This is a genomic window from Pantoea sp. X-Soil-YNGN-785 (genome assembly GCF_059730585.1).
Map to the genome: position 1 here is coordinate 2,571,447 of NZ_AP035942.1, position 20,651 is coordinate 2,592,097.

The following is a 20,651-nucleotide window of genomic DNA, read 5'->3' on the forward strand; positions in this document are numbered from 1 at the left end:
TGCAGCTGCCCGCCCTGTATCAGCTGTTATTATTTGTTCTGGTTGACCGGCAGATACTTTATAATGTGAAAAAATGGTAATTATCAGGGAGCAGATATGATTCCGGTTGAACGTCATCAACAGATTCTGGCACTGGTGGCCGATCGGGGCGTAGTGAGCATTGCAGAGTTAACTGAGCGGCTGGGCGTATCGCACATGACGATACGCCGGGATGTGCAGAAACTGGAAGAACAAGGCGCCGTGCTGTCGGTTTCCGGCGGCGTGCGTTCCGCCGATCGACTGGCGGCCGAACCGTCCCATCTGACGAAAAGCACCCTCTATAACGATGAAAAGCGCGCCATTGGCCGCACCGTTGCCCGTCACATCCCCCGTAATAGCTGCATCTATCTGGATGCCGGGACCACGACCTTAGCGCTGGCACAGGAAGTGGTGGATCGTGATGATTTACTGGTGGTGACCAATGATTTCATGGTGGCGAATCTGCTGATGGAGGCGAGTCAGTGCCGGGTGATCCACACGGGTGGCACCGTATGCCGGGAGAACCGCTCCTGCGTCGGCGAGTCGGCAGCACGCAGCCTGCGCAATCTGGCCATTGATATCGCCTTTATCTCCGCCTCCTGCTGGGGGCCACGCGGCTTGTTTACACCGGATGAAGATAAAGTGATGGTGAAGCAGGCAGTGTGCGACGTGAGCAGCAAGCGGGTTTTACTGAGTGACAGTTCGAAGTACAACAGAATAGCGACGTTCCTGGCGTTACCGCTGGAGAGGTTTGATCAGGTGGTGACAGACAACAAACTGAGTGATGCGGGGCGGGAACTGTTGAGTGCGGGCAGCTGGGAACTGGTGCTGGCCGGTTAAGCTGTTGCCGCCTTCCTGATAAAGCCGGAAGGCGGCAACGTTAGCGATATTAAACTTCTTCGCTGAACTGCGGCACCGGATTACGGAAGCTGCGGGTCACGAATGCCAGGTAGATAATCCCGATGGCGGCCCAGATCAGGCCCAGAACCATAGAACTCTCTTCCAGATTCACCCACAGCGCACCGACCGTCATCGCGCCGAGCAGCGGCAGCAGCAGATACTGAACGTGATCTTTCAGCGTACGGTTTCGCTTCTCACGGATCCAGAACTGTGCAATCACCGACAGGTTCACGAAGGTAAACGCTACCAGCGCACCGAAGTTAATCAGCGCGGTCGCGGTGACCAGGTCAAAGTTAATCGCCATCAGCGCAATCGCACCCACCAGCAGTACGTTGAGCGACGGGGTACGCCATTTTGGATGGATGTAACCGAAGAAACGCTCCGGGAACACACCATCACGGCCCATCACATACATCAGACGCGATACGCCTGCGTGCGCCGCCATACCGGATGCCAGTACCGTGACCACCGAGAAGATCAGGATACCGACCTGCAGCGCTTTACCGGCTACGAACAGCATGATTTCTGGCTGTGAGGAGTCCGGGTCCTGGAAACGGGTGATGTCCGGGAAGTAGAGCTGCAGGAAGTAAGATGCCGCAATAAAGATCACACCGCCAATCAGCGCCGTCAGGAAAATAGCGCGCGGGATGGTGCGTTCTGCATCTTTGGTCTCTTCCGACAGCGAACTGATGCCATCAAAGCCGAGGAACGAGAAGCAGAGTATGGTTGCACCGGTAATCATCGGCACCACATGCGCATTCTCAGACCAGAACGGACGGCTGCTCACCAGCGTGCCGGAACCAACGCCGCTTGCCACACCGTAGATCACCATGCCGGTAATCCCGACCATGACAATGACCTGCAGCACCACAATCACACTGTTGAAGTTGGCGACGGTTTTGATGCCCTTGAGGTTAGAGAGCGTCATAAAGCCGACCAGCAACACCACGAAGATCCATGACGGGATGCCCGGCACCAGCGATTCGAAATAGTTTTTAGCCAGCAGGATGTTAATCATCGGCATGAACAGGTAGTCCAGCAGTGATGACCAGCCGACCATAAAGCCGACGTGCGGACTGATCGCCTTTTGAGCGTAGGTATAAGCGGAGCCCGCAGAGGGGAAGCGGCGTACCAGCTTACCGTAACTCACGGCAGTAAACAGAATCGCAATCAGCGCGAAAGCATAAGCGGTGGCGACGTGACCATCGGTCAGCCCGGAAACGATGCCAAAAGTATCGAACAGGGTCATAGGCTGCATGTAGGCTAAGCCCATCATGACGACCGGAAGTAACGTAAGCGTCTTTTTGAGTTGCGCACGCTGTGGTGCGGCGGAGGTATTAAGCGACATGCTTCAGTCCCCCATGTGCGACAGCCTGGCTGGGCTGGGTCACAGGGCAACTGCGCATTAAGCGACAGGGAGTAAGGTTAGCGGTTGACGCGGCGCCGTAGTCATCACGAAAACGCGTACCAGCGTTGGCTGGCAGAGTGAAAAACATCCCCATCTTTGTAATCCTCAATCTCACGCTTACGCGTGTTTTCAGTGTTTATCTATCCGGGTGCGTGCCCGGCCTCGGTTAAGTCAGCAAAAACGCTCTGTTAAAACTGGATGCAAAAAAATAACCGGCGCGTTAAGCGTCGGTTATCATCTGATTTTGCAGGCCGCGTATTCTGCCCTAACCCGTGGCAGTAATACAAGCCGTTGGGGCACCTTATGCAAAAAAAAGCGCGACAAAGTAAAGCTGAGAAGCTCATCAGGCGTTTTTCAGCATCCAGTCTATTTCCGTAGACGTAATCAGCCGTTCAAACTGCATCAGTTCATAGTTTTTGCAGCTGTGCCAGACGCTGGCAAAGCGTTCGCCCAGTAACTTCTGCAGCGGATAGCTGCTGTCAAACTCATACAGCGCATCGCTCTGCCGGATCGGCAGGGCCAGCCCTTCGGCATGGTGTCCGTTGCCGGTGACCGGATTCGGCAATGGCAGCTGCGTATCCAGTCCATGCAGCATCCCGGCCAGTATAGCCGAGACGACCAGATAGGGATTGGCATCAGCGCCCGCCACCCGATACTCAATACGATGATTGTCGATATCTCCGCACGGCACGCGCAGCGCGACGGTCCGGTTGTTATGACCCCACGAAGCCTGCAACGGCACATAGGCTTCAGGGACAAAGCGGCGATAGGCATTCACGTTGGGTGCCAGCAGCGCCATTGACGCGGGCATCAGGTCGATCATGCCCGCCAGCGCACGCTTCATCAGCGGTGAATCACTGCCGTCATCGCAGGCAAAGGCGTTGTGATCGGCGGCATCCAGCATGCTGATATGCACATGCATCCCGCTGCCCGCATACTCCTCGTAAGGCTTCGCCATAAAGGTGGCGGTCATGCCGTGATTTTCCGCGACCTGACGAATCAGGCGCTTCAGCTGCACCGCATGGTCGCAGGCACGCAGCACGTCGCGGGTATGATGCAGGTTGATCTCAAACTGCCCGGGCGAGGCTTCCGCCAGCGCGCCATCAGCCGGTATACCCTGCTGACGGGCCAGATCGTCAATATCGCGCAACACGTCGGCAAAGTGATCGAGATTATCGACCGAGTAGACCTGGCTCTGCATATTGCGTTCATCGCTGCCGGGCGAACAGGGCGGCTGGATAAAGCCTTCAGCATCGCGTTTTTTGTCCACCAGATAGAACTCCAGCTCTACCGCTACCACCGGAAACAGACCTCGGTTACGCAACTGTTGCCACAGCCGGTTGAGGACATTTCGGGGTTCAACGTCAAAGGGAGTGCCATCTTGGTTGCACATGGTTAACAGCAGCTGCGCGATGTGTTGAGGGTCAGAGGCGGAGGGAACTAACGTACCGCTAACGGGCAGACAGAGATTATCGGGTTCACCAAGAGACTGGCCGAGTCCCGCTTCTTCCACCGTGTTGCCGAGGATATCCATGGCAAACACTGAGGCGGGGAAATAACAGCCTTTTTCCAGCTTAGGCAGCGCAGAAACCGGAATGCGCTTGCCGCGGAACACACCATTTAAATCATTTAACAGGATGTCGACATACTGCGTTTCAGGATGGCGCTCCAGCCAGGCTTTCACCTCAAGCTGGAACGCGCTGGTTCGTTTCTCTTCACTGTGAAGCGTGAAGTCTTCCACTTCTACCAGGTTAGTCATGATCTCACCCGCCCCTATTAGGTTTGCGTAATGCTCAAAATAACAGCCACACCACTAACATAGCGCCAACATAAAAAGTGTGCAAATGTAACAAATCTGTTTGAAGAACAAACAGCAGATTGCTAGATTGAAAAAATATTGCACACTTAACCGCCAGACGTGCCCTTTCGGTAGATATTTCGACCAGTGATGCGAGGACGTGAGATGGGCATTATTTTTGACAAGCCGTTGATTGGCGTAGTGATGTGCCAGAAAGATCTGGGCGGCCATGCGACTCAGACGGTGCATAACAAATATATTGATGCGGTTGTTCTGGCGGGTGGCGTGCCTCTCGCCCTGCCCCATAGTCTTATTAATGCGCCTCATCTATCAGAAAACGCTATGGCTGTGCTGGATGGTCTGCTGTTCACCGGCAGTCCCAGCAATATCGAACCCTGGCATTATGGTGAAGCCGGTGAAGAGCCGCACGCCGATCCGGGCCGCGACCGTCTCGCCTTTCAGCTCATCACCTGGGCCACCAGCCACAAAATGCCGATGTTTGGTATCTGCCGTGGACTGCAGGAGCTGGTGGTGGCCAATGGTGGCGCGCTGTGGCGGGATCTCAGTGGGCAGTCAGAATTTCAGCGTCATCATGAAGATGAGATGCTGCCACTGGATCAGCAGTATGCGACAGCACATCCGATCACTATCGAACCGGATGGCCTGCTGGCAACGCTGCTGGACAGCAGCAAACCGCTTGCGGTCAATTCTCTGCATCATCAGGGCGTACGCGAACCGGGGCCACAGCTACGCATTGAGGCGCGCGCGCCGGATGGCCTGATTGAGGCGGTGAGTCTGCGCCATCATCCCTTCGCCCTCGCGGTGCAGTGGCATCCCGAGTGGCAGCCGGAAAGTACGGCGGGATCGCAGGCATTGTTCAGCGGCTTTATTCAGGCCGCCATTCGCTATCACAGGGGAAAAGCAGATGAGTGATGTCACGCTGGCTCCGGGACGACGGCTGGCGCAGATCCGGCAGACGATGGGATTGTCGCAACGTCGCGTTGCTGAACTGGCCGGACTGACCCACAGCGCCATCAGCACCATTGAGCAGGACAAGGTCAGCCCGGCGGTCAGCACCCTGCAGAAGCTGCTGAAAGTCTATGGGCTGTCACTGTCGGAATTCTTTTCGGAACCCAAACCCCACGCAGAGCCAAAGGTAATCGTCCGCGCCAGCGATCTGCTGGAAATTGGCAGCCAGGGTGTATCGCTGAAGCTCATCGACAATGGCCGTGCGCAGCGCATGCTGGGCATGCTGCTGGAGACCTATCAACCCGGCGCCAGCACGGGCGAAAAACTGCGTCATCCGGGCGAAGAGACAGGCACGCTGCTGGAAGGTGAAATTACGCTGGTCATTAACGGTCAGCAGTTTCATCTCTCCGCCGGAGAGAGCTATGTGATTGATACCGGCTTACCGCACAGCTTCACCAACAGGGCTGAAATCCCCTGCCGCATTGTCAGTGCCCACACGCCAGCCAACTTTTAGGCGCTTCCCGGAGGTTGTTATGAATTATGTGGAGAGTTATTACGCAGCGACCGCCAATCCGCATGCGCCCTGGCCGACCCTGCAGGAGAGCATTCAGTGCGACGTCTGCATCATTGGCGGCGGTTTCACCGGTCTTTCAGCGGCGCTGCATCTGACCGAGGTCGGCTACGACGTAGTCGTGCTGGAAGCGGCGCGCGTCGGCTTTGGTGCCAGCGGCCGGAACGGCGGCCAGGTGGTGAACTCCTATAGTCGCGACGTGGATGTGATTGAACAACGCTACGGCAAAGAGAGCGCCCGCATGCTGGGCAGCATGATGTTTGAAGGCGCTGAGATTATCCGCGATCGCATTAAGCGGTATGCGATTGAGTGCGACTATCGGCCTGGCGGCATTTTTGCAGCGCTGAATCCGAGACAGATGGCGCATCTGCAAAAGCAAAAAAAGCTATGGCAGCAGTATGGCAATCACGATCTGGAATTGCTCGACGAACGCGCTATTCGCCGCGAAGTCGCTACCGAACGTTACGTCGGCGGGCTGCTGGATCGACGTGGCGGCCATCTGCATCCGCTAAATCTGGCGCTGGGAGAAGCGGAAGCCATCCGGCGACACGGCGGACGCATTTATGAGCAGTCTGCGGCAACAGATGTGGTTTATGGCTCCCCTAACCGGGTGAAAACCGCTCAGGGAGAGGTCAGTGCGACGTTTGTGATCTTCGCCGGTAATGCCTATCTCTCACCACAACTGGAGCCGCGCCTGAGCAGGAAAAGCATGCCGTGCGGATCGCAGATTGTGGCGACCGAGCCGCTGACACCCGACCAGGCACTGTCGCTGATGCCGAATAATTACTGTGTGGAAGATTGTAACTATCTGCTGGATTACTTCCGTCTGACCGCCGACAACCGGCTGCTCTATGGCGGCGGTGTGGTCTACGGCGCGCGGGAACCGGCTGACATTGAAGCGCTAATCCGGCCCAAACTGCGCCGCACTTTCCCGCAGTTGCAGAACGTGAAGCTGGACTTCAGCTGGAGCGGCAATTTCCTGCTGACGCTGTCGCGTATGCCGCAGTTTGGCCGGATGGAGAAGAATGTCTATTTTATGCAGGGCGACAGCGGTCATGGCGTCACCAGTACCCATCTTTCCGGCAAGCTGATCAGCGAAGTGTTGCGCGGCGATGCCGAGCGGTTTGACGCCTTTGCCCGCCTGCCTCACCTGCCGTTCCCGGGTGGCCGACGCTTCAGCGTGCCGCTGACGGCAATGGGTGCGGTGTGGTATGCGTTGAGGGATCGGCTGGGGGTGTAAGGTTATTTTTTACCCTACCCTAAGTAAGACTTAATCTTGCCGCATTGCTATTGATGCTTTGATATTCAAACGCCCCACAAAAGCAGGAAAGGTCTGACGCAGAACGGTGAATCAAATACGTTTTGCGTGCAGTTTTAGTTACTACCAGGCCTGATTGCGTCGCTTTGCGATAATTTCGCGTATAAATTTTCCAGGGCGATTTTTAAGCGGTAGCAGACCCTTTTTTATGTGCTGAAGAGCAAAACTTATCACGTGACTGAAAAGTGCATTGGTCAGACACCCAAATTCTTTGCAGATGTACACAACTACTCTCTGGATGAAATGGTATTACGGCCTTAACAATTTCTTGATCCTATCGCTGCCAGGTGTCAGGATTTGCACCTCACTTTTTACAGAACTTTGCCATGCTGAAACTTTTTGCCAGATACATGTCAGTTGGTGTCATCAATACGCTGATCCATTGGGTGACCTTCGCCATCTGTGTAGAGAGGGGTTTGCAGCAGTCACTGTCTAACTTTATTGCATTCTGCATTGCTGTCACCTTCTCTTTCTTTGCCAACGCAAAGTGGACGTTCAGTTCAGAAGCCACAACGATCCGCTACATCATGTATGTGTTTTTCATGGGCATGGTTGCCGTCATGATTGGTTCCTATGCTGACCGGATGAAGGTCAACCCTGTCGTAACCCTCATCGTCTTCTCAGCAATAAGTCTGGTATGCGGCTTTGTCTATTCGAAATACATCATTTTCCGAGATAAGAAATGAAAATATCGCTTGTTGTTCCCGTTCTGAACGAACAGGAAACACTTCCTGTTTTCTATCAGACTGTAAGAAATTACACGCCGCTTGCAGATGATGAGATTGAGATTGTTTTCGTCAATGATGGCAGCACAGACAACACTGAATCTCTGATTCAGGCGATCATGAAAAATGACGCGTTAGTCAAATACGTGTGCTTTACACGAAATTTTGGCAAAGAACCCGCCCTGTTTGCAGGCCTTGAGGCTTCGACCGGAGATGTGGTTATTCCTATAGATGTAGACCTGCAGGATCCGATCGAGGTTATTCCGCTCCTGATCTCGAAGTGGAAGGAAGGCGCAGATGTTGTGCTGGCTAAACGGGTTGACCGCTCATCCGATAGCCACCTGAAGCGTAAAAGCGCTGAATGGTTCTATAAATTACACAACATGATTAGCAAGCCGCAGATTGAAGAAAATGTGGGTGATTTCAGGTTAATGTCCCGTCATATTGTCGATAACATTAAGCTTCTACCTGAGCGAAATCTGTTTATGAAAGGTATTCTTTCATGGGTAGGCGGAAAAACAGAGGTCGTTGAATACACGCGCGCTGAACGCATCGCGGGTTCGACAAAATTTAATGGGTGGAAACTCTGGAACCTTGCGCTGGAGGGGATAACGTCATTCTCTACCTTTCCTTTACGCATGTGGACCTATATCGGTTTCTTTGTGGCCGGGCTCTCTTTCATTTACGGCGTCTGGATGATTGCAGATAAGCTGATCTGGGGAAATCCGGTAGCGGGTTACCCGTCGATTCTCGTTTCTATTCTTTTCCTTGGCGGTATTCAGCTAATTGGCATTGGTGTGCTGGGAGAGTATATCGGCAGGATTTATATCGAGACCAAGCAACGCCCGAGATATATTATCAGAAATGACAACGATGCTTAGAAAAAAAGTTTGATAACTTTTTAAATGTTCAGGCGGAACTCATGAATTTAGAAAACATAAAAAACCAGAAGTATATCCTCAACGTTACAATATTCTTAATTATTGTCTTTCTTATAATAATGAGAAGGCCAGACATTATTACAAACGCGCAGCCCTGGGCTGAAGACGGTAGATTCTGGTTACAGGACGCATATAATAATGGCATATTTAACACGCTTTTCATGCCGGAGAATGGCTATTTTCAGACAATATCTCGCCTGACATACAGTATTGCTCTGCTTTTTGGTTTGAGCAAAACGGCCCTTGTCGCCAATATAATTGGCGTTTTAATTAGAGCATGTTTTATTGCATTTATTCTTTCAAACCGTATCAAATTCGCTCCTCTAGCTTATCGAGCAACTGTTGCACTTTACGTTCTTTTGATGCCAAATATTGCGGAAGGTTATCCAAACATAACCAATGCACACTGGTATCTTTCAATGTATCTTCTCTGTGTAATCATGTCTGAAAGACCTGAATCAACAGCATGGAAGATACACGATTATGTTTTATTGATAGTCAGTGGGCTAAGCGGACCATTTGTAATCTTCATTGCGCCGTGCCTGCTCATGAAGCGAGTATGCCAACATGACGGAATTGTTAACTCCATCAGGAAAATCAATTCCTTCGATATTGTTTTTACGCTCTGTTTCTTAATTCAATTATATACAATTTTAACTTCATCTGGTGCTACTCGTTCTTCGGCTCCTTTAGGCGCAAGTATTCAGTTATTCTCTGACATTACTTTTTATCGTATCATTCGTGGCGCTCTTATTGATAACACCTGGAAGCCAGGTATAAATGGCAATCAGGCATCTATTGCTTTGAATATGATAATAATAGCGTCTATATTATATTATGCTTTAAAATCAGGATGGCGCTATAAGTCCATACTTCTTTTTCCATCCCTGATGCTCGGATTTGCTCTTGCTAAGCCAATGATGAGCATGACAGATCCACAGTGGCCTTTATTTTTATCGCCACTGGGCGGAGAACGATACTTTTTTGTAACAAATATTGCCTTTTTCTGCTTTATAACTTTTCTGGCTAGCAAAACGAAGAGACCGATAATCGCTTTGTTATGCCTGAACATTTTGATGGCGGCAATGTACATAAGGCATTTTCACATATACCCTTATTTCGAGGTTGGCTATAAAGAGCAAATCCAATTATTTGAAAAATCCCCATCGGGGACTGAAGCAGATATAAGCATCAATCCACCAGGTTGGAAAATGCATCTGATCAAAAAGTAATGAAACTTGTCCTTTTAGGGCATTTTTCTTTACTGAAAGTATAAATTCACCTGGAGATTTTTCTGATGGAAATCAAAGCCACCTTAGAAAAAAACACTTTTTTAGTTTCATTTATATCATCGCTATCAGTTTTATTTATCGTTTACTTTTTTGAGCTTACACATTTTACTCTCTCAATTGATGAGGAATTTAGCAATAACATTGCGCACACTATCAGTATGGGACGGTGGGGACATGCGTTGCTCAAGTCAACAATTTTCCCTGAGCCATTTATTCCTTTTTATACTGAAATGTTGTCTCTGGTTATACTTGCCCTTTCATGCTCTGTTATCTCAAAAACTTTAGGCCTTAACACGCAACAGTCTGTATTTTTCTCGATTCTTTACTCTGCTCTGCCTCAGTTTGCATTCCAGTTAGAATTTTCTAACCAATCAGATGCATTAGCTACAGCTGTTCTTCTGTCCTCTTTGTCAACCTATCTTATATTGAGAAAAAAAGGGGTTTTACTGAGCTTTTTTGCACCTGTAATCGCATTAACATTTTCCGTTTCAATTTATCAGTCTATAATTTTCCTTCCTGTATCAATCATTGCTTCTTATGTCTGCTACACTCTTGCCAACAACAAGCCTGATTTAACATTTAAAAGCATCGTGCTAAAACCTGTTATTGTAATGATTGTTTCTGCTGTCGCCTATTCATTACTGACAAAGATCATTCAATGGCATTTTGGTAAAAGTTCGGAATCTTACTTCCTCAACATGATTGGCTGGATTCATCAACCCGTCATTGAAACGATAAAGTCTGTAGTAGCATTTGTTGTTGATTATTTTTCTTTTAATGCCCCTTATGGGCTGAGTATCTATTGCTTTACCTTATTTATTCTGTCTGTGGTTTTTACCAGGCCCATTAAAAACCGCTTCATTTTTCTGCTTTCAGCAACCACAGTAATATTGTCACCATTCCTGATGAATGCAATAATCGGCGGTTTCTTGCCTCCCAGAGCGATGAATTGCCTTGCTATATCTTTCGCAGCATCGGGTGTTATCGTATTTTCTCTCTATGCTGAAAAGAAGATTTTATGGGCTGTTCCTGTGATCGTTTTACTCTATGGGACGGCTTCATCCAGCAAACTCTTCTATACCGACTATCTCTCTTATAATCAGGATTATAATATGTCGTCTTTCATTGCTAACGACATATACAAATATGTTGGTACGCCACCAGACAGACCAGTCAGGGTCTATTTCTATGGTGCACTCAACGTTGACTCGGTTGATAAACCTGCCAATCACGACATGTTTGGAAGCTCTTTCCTTAACTGGGATGCCGGAAACTCCGCACGAATTTCGGCTTTTATGAATGCTACCGCAATAGCAAAAATAATTCCGGCTTCCTTTGATGAGATAAAGCCAGGGTTTGAAAAAATAAACGCAGCTCCGATGTGGCCTGCTAAAGATTCAGTATTTAAAATTAATAACGTTGTTGTAGTTAAGCTAGGCCAATCTCCAGGAAACTGTATCAATGGCATATATAAGGGTACAGACCCTTCCCGATGCCTGTAAATCTAAAGCCCCATATGGGGCTTTTCTTTTATAAGCAGCCGACTCAATCCAGGCAGTACTTTACAATTTCTGACTAATGTTAATAGTTTTTCAATTAACGCAATTGAATCTCAGTTAAATAACAGAACAAAACTTTCTCAGAAAAAAAATACCTGCACCTTTAAATGACTACAATAAGCTATTTGGGTCATCAAAAGTAGAATACTCATTGAAATAACAGTGAATTTAATTCTGAACTGTTTGTTTAACGGTGTTTTTGTCGCGGCGGGATTTCATCATCCCGCCAAAAAAATGATGCACATAGCCGATAGCTTAAAGCGACTTCCTCTGCACCTTCCATATGGTGCCATTCATTCCAGCGGCATCTTCACCGGATCGTCATAGCGATACTCAAAACCAAGCTCGCTACAGATGCGCGACCCATCTATCAGCTTGCCGCTGTCTTTTACGACCTCTGGCGCGAACTGCGGCGGCTGCAGACCAAGCTGGCGCGTAACGGCGGGATAGAAGGTGTCGCGCGTCGGATGTTTCGGCGCACTGAGGTTATAAACCCGGCCCCCTTTGGGCGACTGCAGCAGCAGCGTAATCGCCTCGACCACGTCATCCAGATGCACCAGATTCACGCCCTGCGAGCCATTCGCCACATCCTGCTTGCCCGCCAGGAAGCGTCCCGGATGGCGCTTTGGCCCGACCAGACCGGACAGACGCACAATATCCACGCTCGTTCCCGGCAGATCGTGCAGCCAGCTCTCCAGCTTAACCAGCGTTTTACCGGCTACCGTTTCGGCGGTCAGCGGGCTGTTTTCCCGTTTAATGCCAGAGCTGCCACCATAGACTGACGTTGAGCTGGTAAAGATGATGCGCGGCACTTTATACACCAGCGCGGTATCGACCACATTCTGCACCGCCTGCAGATAAGCTTCACCGCCTTCCGCAGTACGGCTGGCAGGTAACGTGACAATCAATGCATCGACGTTAAAGAGCGGCTCGATATCGGCAGCATCACACAGCAGTTCCGGTGTCAGTTCCAGCTGGAACGCCTCAATGCCGCAGCGGCGTGCGGCTTCAACACCGTCTGGCGTGGTTTTGCTGCCGGTAACCTGCCAGCCTCGCGCCGTTAACGCCGTGGCCAGCGGCATACCCAGCCAGCCCAGTCCCACAATCGCGACCTTCTTCATTTTGACTCCTGACGTGAAACATCAACCCTGACTTCACCGTAGTTTGCCCCCGGATTGCAAACCAGAACAACCTGTTTCAGCGCTTTCTGAACCGCCTGTTTAAAAAAGTGTTGCCAAGTGCTGCCATCTTCGCTAGGTTAATCCCCACAAATGAATACTCATTCATCGACGAGATTAATATGACACGCGTTCAGTTCAACCATCATCACCACCATCATCCTGACTAGTCTTTCAGGCGATTGGTGCTGGAAGACTTTTAAGATCTTCCAGTGGTGTGAACGCAAGAGAACCCCCGGAAGATCGTCTTCCGGGGGTTTTTTTATGGGCTGGCGCAACCACACTTTCAGGACAGGATTAAGAGGACAGGAACCATGTTAGATAACACCCGTTTACGCATAGCTATGCAGAAATCTGGCCGTTTAAGTGATGATTCACGCGAACTGCTGGCGCGCTGCGGCGTTAAAATCAATCTTCAGCAACAGCGCCTGATTGCGTTTGCGGAGAACATGCCGATCGACATCCTGCGTGTGCGCGATGACGATATCCCTGGCCTGGTGATGGACGGTGTGGTCGATCTCGGCATCATCGGTGAAAACGTGCTGGAAGAGGAGTTACTCTCACGCCGCGCTCAGGGCGAAGACCCGCGCTACTTTACGCTACGTCGCCTGGATTTCGGCGGTTGCCGTCTCTCACTGGCGATGGCGACCGACGCCGAGTACACCGGCCCGGAATGCCTTGATAAATCCCGTATCGCCACCTCTTATCCGCACCTGCTCAAACAGTATCTCGACAAAAAAGGCGTCAGCTTCAAAACCTGCCTACTGAACGGTTCTGTCGAAGTCGCGACCCGCGCCGGTCTGGCAGACGCCATCTGCGATCTGGTCTCTACCGGTGCCACCCTGGAAGCCAACGGCCTGCGTGAAGTGGAAGTCATCTATCGTTCAAAAGCCGTCCTGATCCAGCGCGACGGCGAGATGCCCGCCGCCAAGCAGGAGCTGATCGACAAGATGATGACCCGTATTCAGGGCGTGATTAAAGCACGTGAATCGAAGTACATCATGCTGCACGCGCCGAGTGAGCGGCTGGAAGAGGTTATCAGCCTGCTGCCTGGCGCGGAGCGTCCGACCGTTCTGCCGCTGGCAGGCGATGTCAGCCGCGTGGCAATGCACATGGTCAGCAGTGAAACCCTGTTCTGGGAAACCATGGAAAAACTGAAAGCGTTGGGTGCCAGTTCTATTCTGGTGCTGCCTATTGAGAAGATGATGGAGTAAGCCATGGCCTTTTCTACCCCGATTGAGTGGCAGCAGTGCACCCCCGAACAGCAGCAGGCGCTGCTGTTGCGTCCTGCCATCGCCGCCTCTGAAAACGTCACGCTGACGGTGCGTAACGTGCTGGAGCAGGTAAAGCTGAACGGTGATGACGCGCTGCGCGAATTCAGCGCCCGCTTCGACAAGGCGCAGGTTGAAAACCTGCGTGTGACGCCGCAGCAAATCGCAGACGCCAGCGCCCTACTGAGTGACGAGCTGAAGCAGGCGATGGCCGTCGCAGTGGGTAATATCGAAACCTTCCACAACGCGCAGATTCTGCCGCCGGTAGATGTGGAAACGCAGCCCGGCGTGCGCTGCCAGCAGATTACCCGCCCGGTGAAATCGGTCGGGCTCTACATTCCTGGCGGTTCCGCCCCGCTCTTCTCTACCGTGCTGATGCTGGCGACGCCTGCCCGCATCGCCGGTTGTGGCCGCGTGGTGCTCTGTTCGCCCCCGCCGATCGCCGATGAGATCCTCTATGCCGCGCAGCTGTGCGGCGTAGAAGAGGTGTTCCAGGTCGGCGGTGCGCAGGCTATTGCCGCGCTGGCCTTTGGTACCGAGACCGTGCCACGCGTGGACAAGATTTTTGGCCCAGGCAACGCCTGGGTGACCGAAGCGAAACGTCAGGTGAGTCAGCGACTCGATGGCGCGGCGATTGATATGCCTGCCGGGCCGTCAGAAGTGCTGGTGATTGCCGATGAAGGTGCCACGCCCGCGTTTGTCGCCTCCGATCTGCTTTCACAGGCCGAGCACGGCCCCGACTCACAGGTGATTCTGCTGACGCCTTCACTGACGCTGGCTGAGGCGGTTGCGGACGCGGTTGAACAGCAGCTGGCTCAGTTGCCGCGTGCGGCCACGGCGCGTCAGGCGCTTGAGAGCAGCCGCCTGATTGTGGCGCGCGACCTTGAGCAATGCGTTGAGATTTCCAATCTCTACGGCCCGGAGCACCTGATTCTGCAGACCCGTCAGCCGCGCGATCTGGTGGAGTCGATCACCAGCGCCGGTTCAGTCTTCTTAGGCGACTGGTCACCGGAGTCTGCGGGCGATTACGCCTCGGGCACCAATCACGTGTTACCGACCTACGGTTATACCTCGACCTGTTCCAGCCTGGGCCTGGCCGATTTCCAGAAACGTATGACGGTGCAGGAGCTGACGCCGCAGGGCTTCCTGAATCTGGCCGCCACGATTGAAACCCTGGCCGCCGCCGAGCAGCTGGATGCCCACAAGAATGCCGTCACCCTGCGCGTCGCCGCACTAAAGGAGCAAGCATGAGTCAGGATATTGAGCAGCTGGCGCGCGCGAATGTGCGTGCCCTGACGCCCTATATGTCGGCGCGTCGTCTGGGTGGCAACGGTGATGTCTGGCTCAATGCCAACGAATTCCCGCTGCCGGTGCCGTTTGAGCTGTCGCAGCAGACGCTGAACCGTTATCCGGAATGTCAGCCTAAGCTGGTGATTGAGCGTTATGCGGCTTACGCGGGTTTAACGCCAGAGCAGGTGCTGGTCAGCCGTGGCGCGGATGAAGCCATCGAACTGATCATGCGCGCCTTCTGTGAGCCGGGGCAGGATGCCATTCTGTTCTGCCCGCCCACCTATGGCATGTACAGCGTTAGCGCCGAAACCATCGGCATTGAATATCGTACCGCGCCGGCGTTGAGCGACTGGCAGCTGAACCTGCCTGCTATCGCCGAACAGCTGGATGGCGTCAAAGTCGTTTATCTTTGCAGCCCGAACAACCCGACCGGCAACCTGATCGATCAGGATGACATCCGCCAGCTGCTGGCGATGACCGCCGGTAAAGCGCTGGTGGTGGCCGATGAAGCCTATATTGAGTTCTGCCCGCAGGCGACGCTGACCGGCTGGCTGAAGGATTATCCGCATCTGGTGATCCTGCGTACCCTTTCAAAAGCCTTTGCGCTGGCGGGCCTGCGTTGTGGCTTTGCGCTGGCGAACCCGCAAGTGATCGACCTGCTGATGAAGGTGATTGCGCCCTACCCGCTGGCGACGCCGGTTGCCGACGTCGCCGGACAGGCGCTGAGCGAGCAAGGCATTGCATTGATGCGTGAGCATGTGGTCCAGCTGAATGACAATCGCGGCTGGCTGCTGGCTGAACTGGCGCAGCTGGCCTGCGTTGAGCAGGTTTTCCCCAGCGAAACCAACTATGTGCTGGCGCGCTTTACCGATTCCCCAAAAGTCTTCAAAACCTTATGGGATCAGGGCATTATCCTGCGTGATCAGAACAAAAATCCGGGCCTGTCGGGATGCCTGCGCATCTCCATCGGCACGCGTGAAGAGTGCGAACGAGCCATCGCCGCGCTGCAAGCCTTTTCTCTGGAGCAAGCATGAGTCAGAAGACCCTTTTTATTGACCGCGACGGGACGTTAATCTCTGAGCCGCCTGAGGATTATCAGGTCGACCGTATGGATAAGCTGGCGTTTGAGCCAGACGTTATTCCGGCGCTGCTGGCGCTGCAGGCCGCCGGTTATCGTCTGGTGATGATCACCAACCAGGATGGGCTTGGCACCGCCAGTTTCCCGCAGGCGGATTTCGATGGTCCACACAATCTGATGATGCAGGTCCTGACCTCACAGGGCATTGCGTTTGACGATGTGCTGATTTGCCCGCACATGCCGGACGAACACTGCGACTGCCGCAAGCCGAAAACGAAAATGGTGCAAGCCTGGCTGGCCGAAGGCGCACTGGATACCGCCAACAGTTATGTGATTGGCGATCGTCTGACCGACGTGCAGCTGGCGGAGAACATGGGCATTCAGCCTATCCGCTACGGTGCTGACGGCGAGAACTGGCAGACCATCCAGCAGCGTCTGACTCAGCGTGACCGCCATGCGCTAGTGCAGCGTAATACCAAAGAGACGCAGGTTCGGGTCGAACTGTGGCTGGACCGCGAAGGCGGCAGCAAGATTAATACCGGCGTGGGTTTCTTCGACCATATGCTGGACCAGATTGCGGTGCACGGCGGCTTCCGCATGAACATCGAAGTGAAAGGCGATCTCTACATAGACGATCACCACACGGTGGAAGATACCGGTCTGGCGCTGGGCGAAGCATTGCTGAAAGCGCTGGGCGACAAACGCGGTATTGGCCGCTTTGGCTTTGTGCTGCCGATGGACGAATGCCTGGCACGCTGCGCGCTGGATATCTCCGGCCGTCCGCACATCGAGTTCAAAGCCGAATTCAACTATCAGCGCGTGGGCGACCTCAGTACTGAGATGGTCGAGCACTTCTTCAGCTCGCTCTCCTACGCCATGATGAGCACCCTGCATCTGAAAACCAAAGGCAAGAACGATCATCACCGCGTCGAAAGCCTGTTTAAAGCCTTTGGTCGTACGCTGCGCCAGGCGATCCGCGTTGAGGGTAATACCCTGCCGAGCTCGAAGGGAGTGCTGTGATGAACGTGGTGATCATGGATACCGGTTGCGCCAACCTCTCGTCGGTGAAATGGGCGATTGAACGTCTGGGCTATACCCCGGAAGTGAGCCGCGATTCTGATGTGGTGCTGCGCGCCGATAAACTGTTTCTGCCAGGCGTAGGTACAGCGCAGGCGGCAATGAATCAGCTGGAAGAGCGTGACCTGATCGACCTGGTGAAAGCCTGTACCCAGCCGGTGCTGGGCATCTGTCTGGGTATGCAGCTGCTGGGACGCGGTAGCGATGAAAACGGCGGCATACCGACGCTGGGCATTATCGATGAACCGGTGTCACTCATGGACACCCACGGCCTTCCGCTGCCGCACATGGGCTGGAACCAGATTACCGCGCAGGCGGGCAATCATCTGTTCCGCGGCATTGATGAAGGTTCTTATTTCTACTTCGTCCACAGCTATGCCATGCCGGTCAACGCCAGCACTATTGCCCAGTGTCACTACGGTGAAGCCTTCACCGCCGCGGTGCAGAAAGATAATTTCTTCGGCGTCCAGTTCCATCCGGAACGCTCGGGCAAAGCGGGCGCGCAGTTGCTGAAAAACTTCCTGGAGATGTAATGATTATCCCCGCGTTAGATTTAATTGACGGCAAAGTGGTTCGCCTGCATCAGGGCGATTATGGCCAGCAGCGTGATTACGGCAGCGATCCGCTGCCACGTCTGCAGGATTACGTCAGCCAGGGCGCGACCGTGCTGCATCTGGTGGATTTAACCGGTGCGAAAGATCCGGCGAAACGCCAGATCGCGCTGCTGAAAACCCTGCTCGACGGCGTTGAGGTCACGGTGCAGGTCGGTGGCGGCATTCGCAGCCGTAACGATGTGTACGCGCTGCTTGAAGCGGGTGCGAGTCGTGTGGTGGTCGGTTCCACTGCTGTGAAAGAGCCTGAAGAGGTCAAACGGTGGTTCGCGGAGTTTGGCGCAGAGGCGATTGTGCTCGCGTTAGATGTGCGTATTGATGCCAGTAACCGCAAAGTAGTGGCGATCAGTGGCTGGCAGGAAGCGGCGGGCGTCACCCTGGAAGAGGTAATTACCGATTTTCAGCAGGTGGGCCTGAAACACGTGCTCTGTACCGACATTTCCCGTGACGGCACCCTGAGCGGTTCTAACGTCGCGCTCTATCAGGAAGTGACGGCGCGCTTCCCGACGATTGCTTTCCAGTCATCGGGTGGCATCGGCGACCTCAATGATATCGCCGCACTGCGCGGCAGCGGTGTTCAGGGCGTGATTGTCGGACGTGCGCTGCTGGAAGATAAATTCACAGTTTCGGAGGCGATCTCATGCTGGCAAAACGGATAATTCCCTGCCTGGACGTACGTGACGGCCAGGTCGTCAAAGGCGTACAGTTTCGTAATCACGAGATCATCGGCGACATCGTGCCGCTGGCGCAGCGCTACGCCGCTGAAGGTGCCGACGAACTGGTCTTCTATGACATCACCGCCTCATCTGATGGCCGGGTCGTCGACAAAAGCTGGGTGTCGCGCGTCGCGGAAGTGATCGATATTCCGTTCTGCGTCGCGGGCGGCATTAAAACCCCGGAGGACGCAGCGCGTATTCTGGAGTTTGGCGCAGATAAGATTTCAATTAACTCGCCAGCGCTGGCCGATCCTACGCTCATCACCCGCCTCGCGGACCGGTTTGGCGTGCAGTGTATCGTGGTCGGCATAGATACCTGGTTTGACGAAGCCAGCGGCAAATATCAGGTGAATCAGTACACCGGTGACGAAGCACGTACCCGCGTGACACAGTGGGAAACGCTGGAATGGGTACAGGAAGTGCAGAAGCTGGGCGCAGGCGAGATCGTGCTGAACATGATGAATCAGGATGGCGTGCGTAACGGCTATGACCTGGTGCAGCTGAAGAAAATGCGTGAAGTCTGCAACGTGCCCCTGATCGCCTCGGGCGGCGCAGGCACCATGCAGCACTTCCTGGAGGCGTTTACCGAGGCAAATGTCGATGGCGCCTTAGCTGCCTCGGTATTCCATAAGCAGATTATTAATATTGGTGAGCTGAAGAGCTTTCTGATAGACAACGGAGTGGAGATTCGCGCGTGCTAACTCAACAACAACAGGCTCTTCTCGACTGGGATAAAACAGAGGGCATGATGCCGGTCATCGTTCAGCACAACGTCTCAGGCGAAGTGCTGATGCATGGCTACATGAACCCGGAAGCGCTGGAAAAAACGCTGGCAGAAGGCAATGTCACCTTTTTCTCGCGCACTAAAAACCGCTTGTGGACCAAAGGCGAAACGTCCGGCAACTTTCTGCAGGTAGTGAGCATTACGCCTGACTGCGACAATGACACGCTGCTGGTGCTGGCGAATCCGATTGGCCCGACCTGCCATCTGGGCACCACCAGCTGCTTCTCGCCGGCCGTACCTGAGTGGACCTTCCTTTATCAGCTGGAAGAGCTGCTGGCGTCACGCAAATCAGCTGACCCTGAAAGCTCTTACACGGCACGGCTCTACGCCAGCGGCACCAAGCGCATCGCACAAAAAGTGGGCGAAGAAGGCGTGGAGACTGCGCTTGCGGCGACCGTCAACGATCGGGATGAGCTGACCAATGAAGCGTCAGACCTGGTCTATCACCTTATGGTGCTGTTGCAGGATCGGGATCTCGACTTCAGCGCCGTGATTAATAACCTGCGCGCCCGCCACAAGTAATTGTGCAATAACCTGCTCAGAATTTCGTTTTTATGCAGATTCTGAGCAGAATCCTTCTCAATCTTCATCTCAATCCCGCACAGTAACGGCGACTCAAACCTCAGGGAGAGAACCGTGACAACCCATGAAAAATTAATCGCCCTGCTCGACCAGCACCAGGCGCGCTATCGCCTGATGGAGCATGAGGCGACCGGTAAATGTGAAGCCGTCGCGGCAATACGCGGCACCGAAATCGGTCAGGGCGCGAAAGCGCTGGTCTGCCATGTAAAAGGCAACGGCGTTAAACAGCATGTGCTGGCGGTGTTACCGGCCGATCGGCAGGCCGATCTGGGCAAAGTCGCCGCGGCGGTCGGTGGACGACGCGCCTCACTCGCCAGCCCGGCGGAGACCGATCTGCTGACCGGCTGCGTATTCGGAGCGATCCCGCCGTTCAGCTTTCATCCCGACCTCCGACTGATTGTGGACCCCGCGCTGTTTGAACGTTATCCGGAGATCGCATTTAACGCCGGTCTGCTGGAGCGCTCGGTGATCCTGAACACCGAAGACTACCGGGCGCTGTGCAAGGCTGACGTGATAGAGATAACGCAGTAATTGCCATCCCGGCAGCCCGGCGATACTCTGCATA

General features: G+C 53.4%; 21 protein-coding genes and 1 other annotated feature. Of the genes, 18 read left to right on the forward strand and 3 right to left on the reverse strand.

Annotated elements, in window-relative coordinates:
- Positions 1–96 precede the first annotated feature (96 nt).
- Positions 97–858: a DNA-binding transcriptional repressor YgbI gene (gene ygbI, locus AC6I8E_RS12035; RefSeq protein WP_370426575.1), complete on the forward strand. Its 762-nt coding sequence runs from the start codon at positions 97–99 to the stop codon at positions 856–858.
- A 49-nt stretch (positions 859–907) separates the two neighbouring features.
- Here ygbI and AC6I8E_RS12040 read toward each other — a convergent pair whose 3' ends face one another.
- A complete protein-coding gene (locus AC6I8E_RS12040; protein WP_013358429.1) occupies positions 908–2,266 on the reverse strand; it encodes an APC family permease in 1,359 nt (452 codons plus the stop codon).
- 403 nt (positions 2,267–2,669) lie between these two features.
- The gene (locus tag AC6I8E_RS12045) at positions 2,670–4,085 is read right to left on the reverse strand and encodes a glutamine synthetase family protein (RefSeq protein ID WP_013358430.1); all 1,416 of its coding nucleotides are present in this window, start codon (positions 4,083–4,085) and stop codon (positions 2,670–2,672) included.
- A gap of 204 nt (positions 4,086–4,289) precedes the next feature.
- Between AC6I8E_RS12045 and puuD the strand changes: the two genes are divergently transcribed.
- The 7 genes from puuD (at position 4,290) to AC6I8E_RS12080 (ending at position 11,442) form a co-directional block, all read left to right on the forward strand.
- Entirely contained in the window at positions 4,290–5,057 is a 768-nt protein-coding gene (puuD, locus tag AC6I8E_RS12050) for a gamma-glutamyl-gamma-aminobutyrate hydrolase (protein ID WP_497824025.1), read from the forward strand.
- Positions 5,050–5,607 carry an HTH-type transcriptional regulator PuuR gene (gene puuR, locus AC6I8E_RS12055; RefSeq protein WP_147789747.1) on the forward strand — a complete coding sequence of 186 codons (558 nt, stop codon included), beginning with the start codon at positions 5,050–5,052 and terminating at the stop codon, positions 5,605–5,607. The genes puuD and puuR overlap by 8 nt, the downstream gene beginning before the upstream one ends.
- Before the next feature lie 19 nt (positions 5,608–5,626).
- Entirely contained in the window at positions 5,627–6,904 is a 1,278-nt protein-coding gene (locus tag AC6I8E_RS12060; RefSeq protein ID WP_497824026.1) for an NAD(P)/FAD-dependent oxidoreductase, read from the forward strand.
- A 404-nt stretch (positions 6,905–7,308) separates the two neighbouring features.
- Entirely contained in the window at positions 7,309–7,668 is a 360-nt protein-coding gene (locus tag AC6I8E_RS12065; RefSeq protein ID WP_497816966.1) for a GtrA family protein, read from the forward strand.
- Entirely contained in the window at positions 7,665–8,588 is a 924-nt protein-coding gene (locus tag AC6I8E_RS12070) for a glycosyltransferase family 2 protein (protein WP_497824027.1), read from the forward strand. Before AC6I8E_RS12065 ends, AC6I8E_RS12070 begins: the two co-directional genes overlap by 4 nt.
- 41 nt (positions 8,589–8,629) lie before the next feature.
- Positions 8,630–9,880: a glucosyl transferase gene (locus AC6I8E_RS12075; RefSeq protein WP_497824028.1), complete on the forward strand. Its 1,251-nt coding sequence runs from the start codon at positions 8,630–8,632 to the stop codon at positions 9,878–9,880.
- Positions 9,881–9,945: 65 nt separating this feature from the next.
- Complete coding sequence (locus AC6I8E_RS12080; protein ID WP_497824029.1) at positions 9,946–11,442, forward strand: glucosyltransferase domain-containing protein; 1,497 nt, start codon at positions 9,946–9,948, stop codon at positions 11,440–11,442.
- Between the two features lie 350 nt (positions 11,443–11,792).
- Here AC6I8E_RS12080 and AC6I8E_RS12085 read toward each other — a convergent pair whose 3' ends face one another.
- Positions 11,793–12,620, reverse strand: coding sequence for an SDR family oxidoreductase (locus AC6I8E_RS12085; RefSeq protein WP_095706922.1), 828 nt, complete (start codon positions 12,618–12,620; stop codon positions 11,793–11,795).
- A 179-nt stretch (positions 12,621–12,799) separates the two neighbouring features.
- Here AC6I8E_RS12085 and hisL point away from each other — a divergent pair, with 179 nt between their 5' ends.
- From hisL to AC6I8E_RS12135, 10 genes are all read left to right on the forward strand, one after another.
- Positions 12,800–12,847, forward strand: a complete 48-nt coding sequence (gene hisL, locus AC6I8E_RS12090; RefSeq protein WP_100396937.1) for a his operon leader peptide — start codon at positions 12,800–12,802, stop codon at positions 12,845–12,847.
- Positions 12,823–12,943 (forward strand) — a sequence feature (His leader region). (Overlaps the previous gene by 25 nt.)
- Positions 12,944–12,991: 48 nt before the next feature.
- Positions 12,992–13,891, forward strand: a complete 900-nt coding sequence (hisG, locus tag AC6I8E_RS12095; RefSeq protein ID WP_004571317.1) for an ATP phosphoribosyltransferase — start codon at positions 12,992–12,994, stop codon at positions 13,889–13,891.
- A 3-nt stretch (positions 13,892–13,894) separates the two neighbouring features.
- A complete protein-coding gene (gene hisD, locus AC6I8E_RS12100) occupies positions 13,895–15,199 on the forward strand; it encodes a histidinol dehydrogenase (protein ID WP_497824030.1) in 1,305 nt (434 codons plus the stop codon).
- The gene (gene hisC / locus AC6I8E_RS12105; RefSeq protein WP_013358437.1) at positions 15,196–16,272 is read left to right on the forward strand and encodes a histidinol-phosphate transaminase; all 1,077 of its coding nucleotides are present in this window, start codon (positions 15,196–15,198) and stop codon (positions 16,270–16,272) included. The genes hisD and hisC overlap by 4 nt, the downstream gene beginning before the upstream one ends.
- Entirely contained in the window at positions 16,269–17,336 is a 1,068-nt protein-coding gene (gene hisB / locus AC6I8E_RS12110; protein ID WP_346435357.1) for a bifunctional histidinol-phosphatase/imidazoleglycerol-phosphate dehydratase HisB, read from the forward strand. The genes hisC and hisB overlap by 4 nt, the downstream gene beginning before the upstream one ends.
- Complete coding sequence (gene hisH, locus AC6I8E_RS12115) at positions 17,336–17,926, forward strand: imidazole glycerol phosphate synthase subunit HisH (protein ID WP_013358439.1); 591 nt, start codon at positions 17,336–17,338, stop codon at positions 17,924–17,926. The genes hisB and hisH overlap by 1 nt, the downstream gene beginning before the upstream one ends.
- Complete coding sequence (hisA, locus tag AC6I8E_RS12120; RefSeq protein ID WP_497824031.1) at positions 17,926–18,663, forward strand: 1-(5-phosphoribosyl)-5-[(5-phosphoribosylamino)methylideneamino]imidazole-4-carboxamide isomerase; 738 nt, start codon at positions 17,926–17,928, stop codon at positions 18,661–18,663. Before hisH ends, hisA begins: the two co-directional genes overlap by 1 nt.
- Entirely contained in the window at positions 18,645–19,421 is a 777-nt protein-coding gene (gene hisF / locus AC6I8E_RS12125) for an imidazole glycerol phosphate synthase subunit HisF (RefSeq protein WP_033783632.1), read from the forward strand. The genes hisA and hisF overlap by 19 nt, the downstream gene beginning before the upstream one ends.
- Positions 19,415–20,026, forward strand: coding sequence for a bifunctional phosphoribosyl-AMP cyclohydrolase/phosphoribosyl-ATP diphosphatase HisIE (gene hisIE, locus AC6I8E_RS12130; protein ID WP_497824032.1), 612 nt, complete (start codon positions 19,415–19,417; stop codon positions 20,024–20,026). The genes hisF and hisIE overlap by 7 nt, the downstream gene beginning before the upstream one ends.
- 114 nt (positions 20,027–20,140) lie before the next feature.
- Positions 20,141–20,617 (forward strand): YbaK/prolyl-tRNA synthetase associated domain-containing protein, encoded by a 477-nt coding sequence (locus AC6I8E_RS12135; protein WP_095706916.1) that lies wholly within the window; start codon positions 20,141–20,143, stop codon positions 20,615–20,617.
- The last annotated feature ends 34 nt before the right edge of the window (positions 20,618–20,651 follow it).

What these genes read in the sequence shown, in the direction of transcription:
- AC6I8E_RS12040 (WP_013358429.1), bottom strand. Translation starts at nt 2,266, where the DNA reads ATGTCGCTTAATACCTCCGCCGCACCACAGCGTGCGCAACTCAAAAAG.
- AC6I8E_RS12065 (WP_497816966.1), top strand. Translation starts at nt 7,309, where the DNA reads ATGCTGAAACTTTTTGCCAGATACATGTCAGTTGGTGTCATCAATACG.
- AC6I8E_RS12045 (WP_013358430.1), bottom strand. Translation starts at nt 4,085, where the DNA reads ATGACTAACCTGGTAGAAGTGGAAGACTTCACGCTTCACAGTGAAGAG.
- hisB (WP_346435357.1), top strand. Translation starts at nt 16,269, where the DNA reads ATGAGTCAGAAGACCCTTTTTATTGACCGCGACGGGACGTTAATCTCT.
- AC6I8E_RS12060 (WP_497824026.1), top strand. Translation starts at nt 5,627, where the DNA reads ATGAATTATGTGGAGAGTTATTACGCAGCGACCGCCAATCCGCATGCG.
- hisF (WP_033783632.1), top strand. Translation starts at nt 18,645, where the DNA reads ATGCTGGCAAAACGGATAATTCCCTGCCTGGACGTACGTGACGGCCAG.
- AC6I8E_RS12070 (WP_497824027.1), top strand. Translation starts at nt 7,665, where the DNA reads ATGAAAATATCGCTTGTTGTTCCCGTTCTGAACGAACAGGAAACACTT.
- AC6I8E_RS12085 (WP_095706922.1), bottom strand. Translation starts at nt 12,620, where the DNA reads ATGAAGAAGGTCGCGATTGTGGGACTGGGCTGGCTGGGTATGCCGCTG.
- hisD (WP_497824030.1), top strand. Translation starts at nt 13,895, where the DNA reads ATGGCCTTTTCTACCCCGATTGAGTGGCAGCAGTGCACCCCCGAACAG.
- puuR (WP_147789747.1), top strand. Translation starts at nt 5,050, where the DNA reads ATGAGTGATGTCACGCTGGCTCCGGGACGACGGCTGGCGCAGATCCGG.
- hisH (WP_013358439.1), top strand. Translation starts at nt 17,336, where the DNA reads ATGAACGTGGTGATCATGGATACCGGTTGCGCCAACCTCTCGTCGGTG.
- puuD (WP_497824025.1), top strand. Translation starts at nt 4,290, where the DNA reads ATGGGCATTATTTTTGACAAGCCGTTGATTGGCGTAGTGATGTGCCAG.
- hisC (WP_013358437.1), top strand. Translation starts at nt 15,196, where the DNA reads ATGAGTCAGGATATTGAGCAGCTGGCGCGCGCGAATGTGCGTGCCCTG.
- hisA (WP_497824031.1), top strand. Translation starts at nt 17,926, where the DNA reads ATGATTATCCCCGCGTTAGATTTAATTGACGGCAAAGTGGTTCGCCTG.
- ygbI (WP_370426575.1), top strand. Translation starts at nt 97, where the DNA reads ATGATTCCGGTTGAACGTCATCAACAGATTCTGGCACTGGTGGCCGAT.
- AC6I8E_RS12075 (WP_497824028.1), top strand. Translation starts at nt 8,630, where the DNA reads ATGAATTTAGAAAACATAAAAAACCAGAAGTATATCCTCAACGTTACA.
- AC6I8E_RS12080 (WP_497824029.1), top strand. Translation starts at nt 9,946, where the DNA reads ATGGAAATCAAAGCCACCTTAGAAAAAAACACTTTTTTAGTTTCATTT.
- hisG (WP_004571317.1), top strand. Translation starts at nt 12,992, where the DNA reads ATGTTAGATAACACCCGTTTACGCATAGCTATGCAGAAATCTGGCCGT.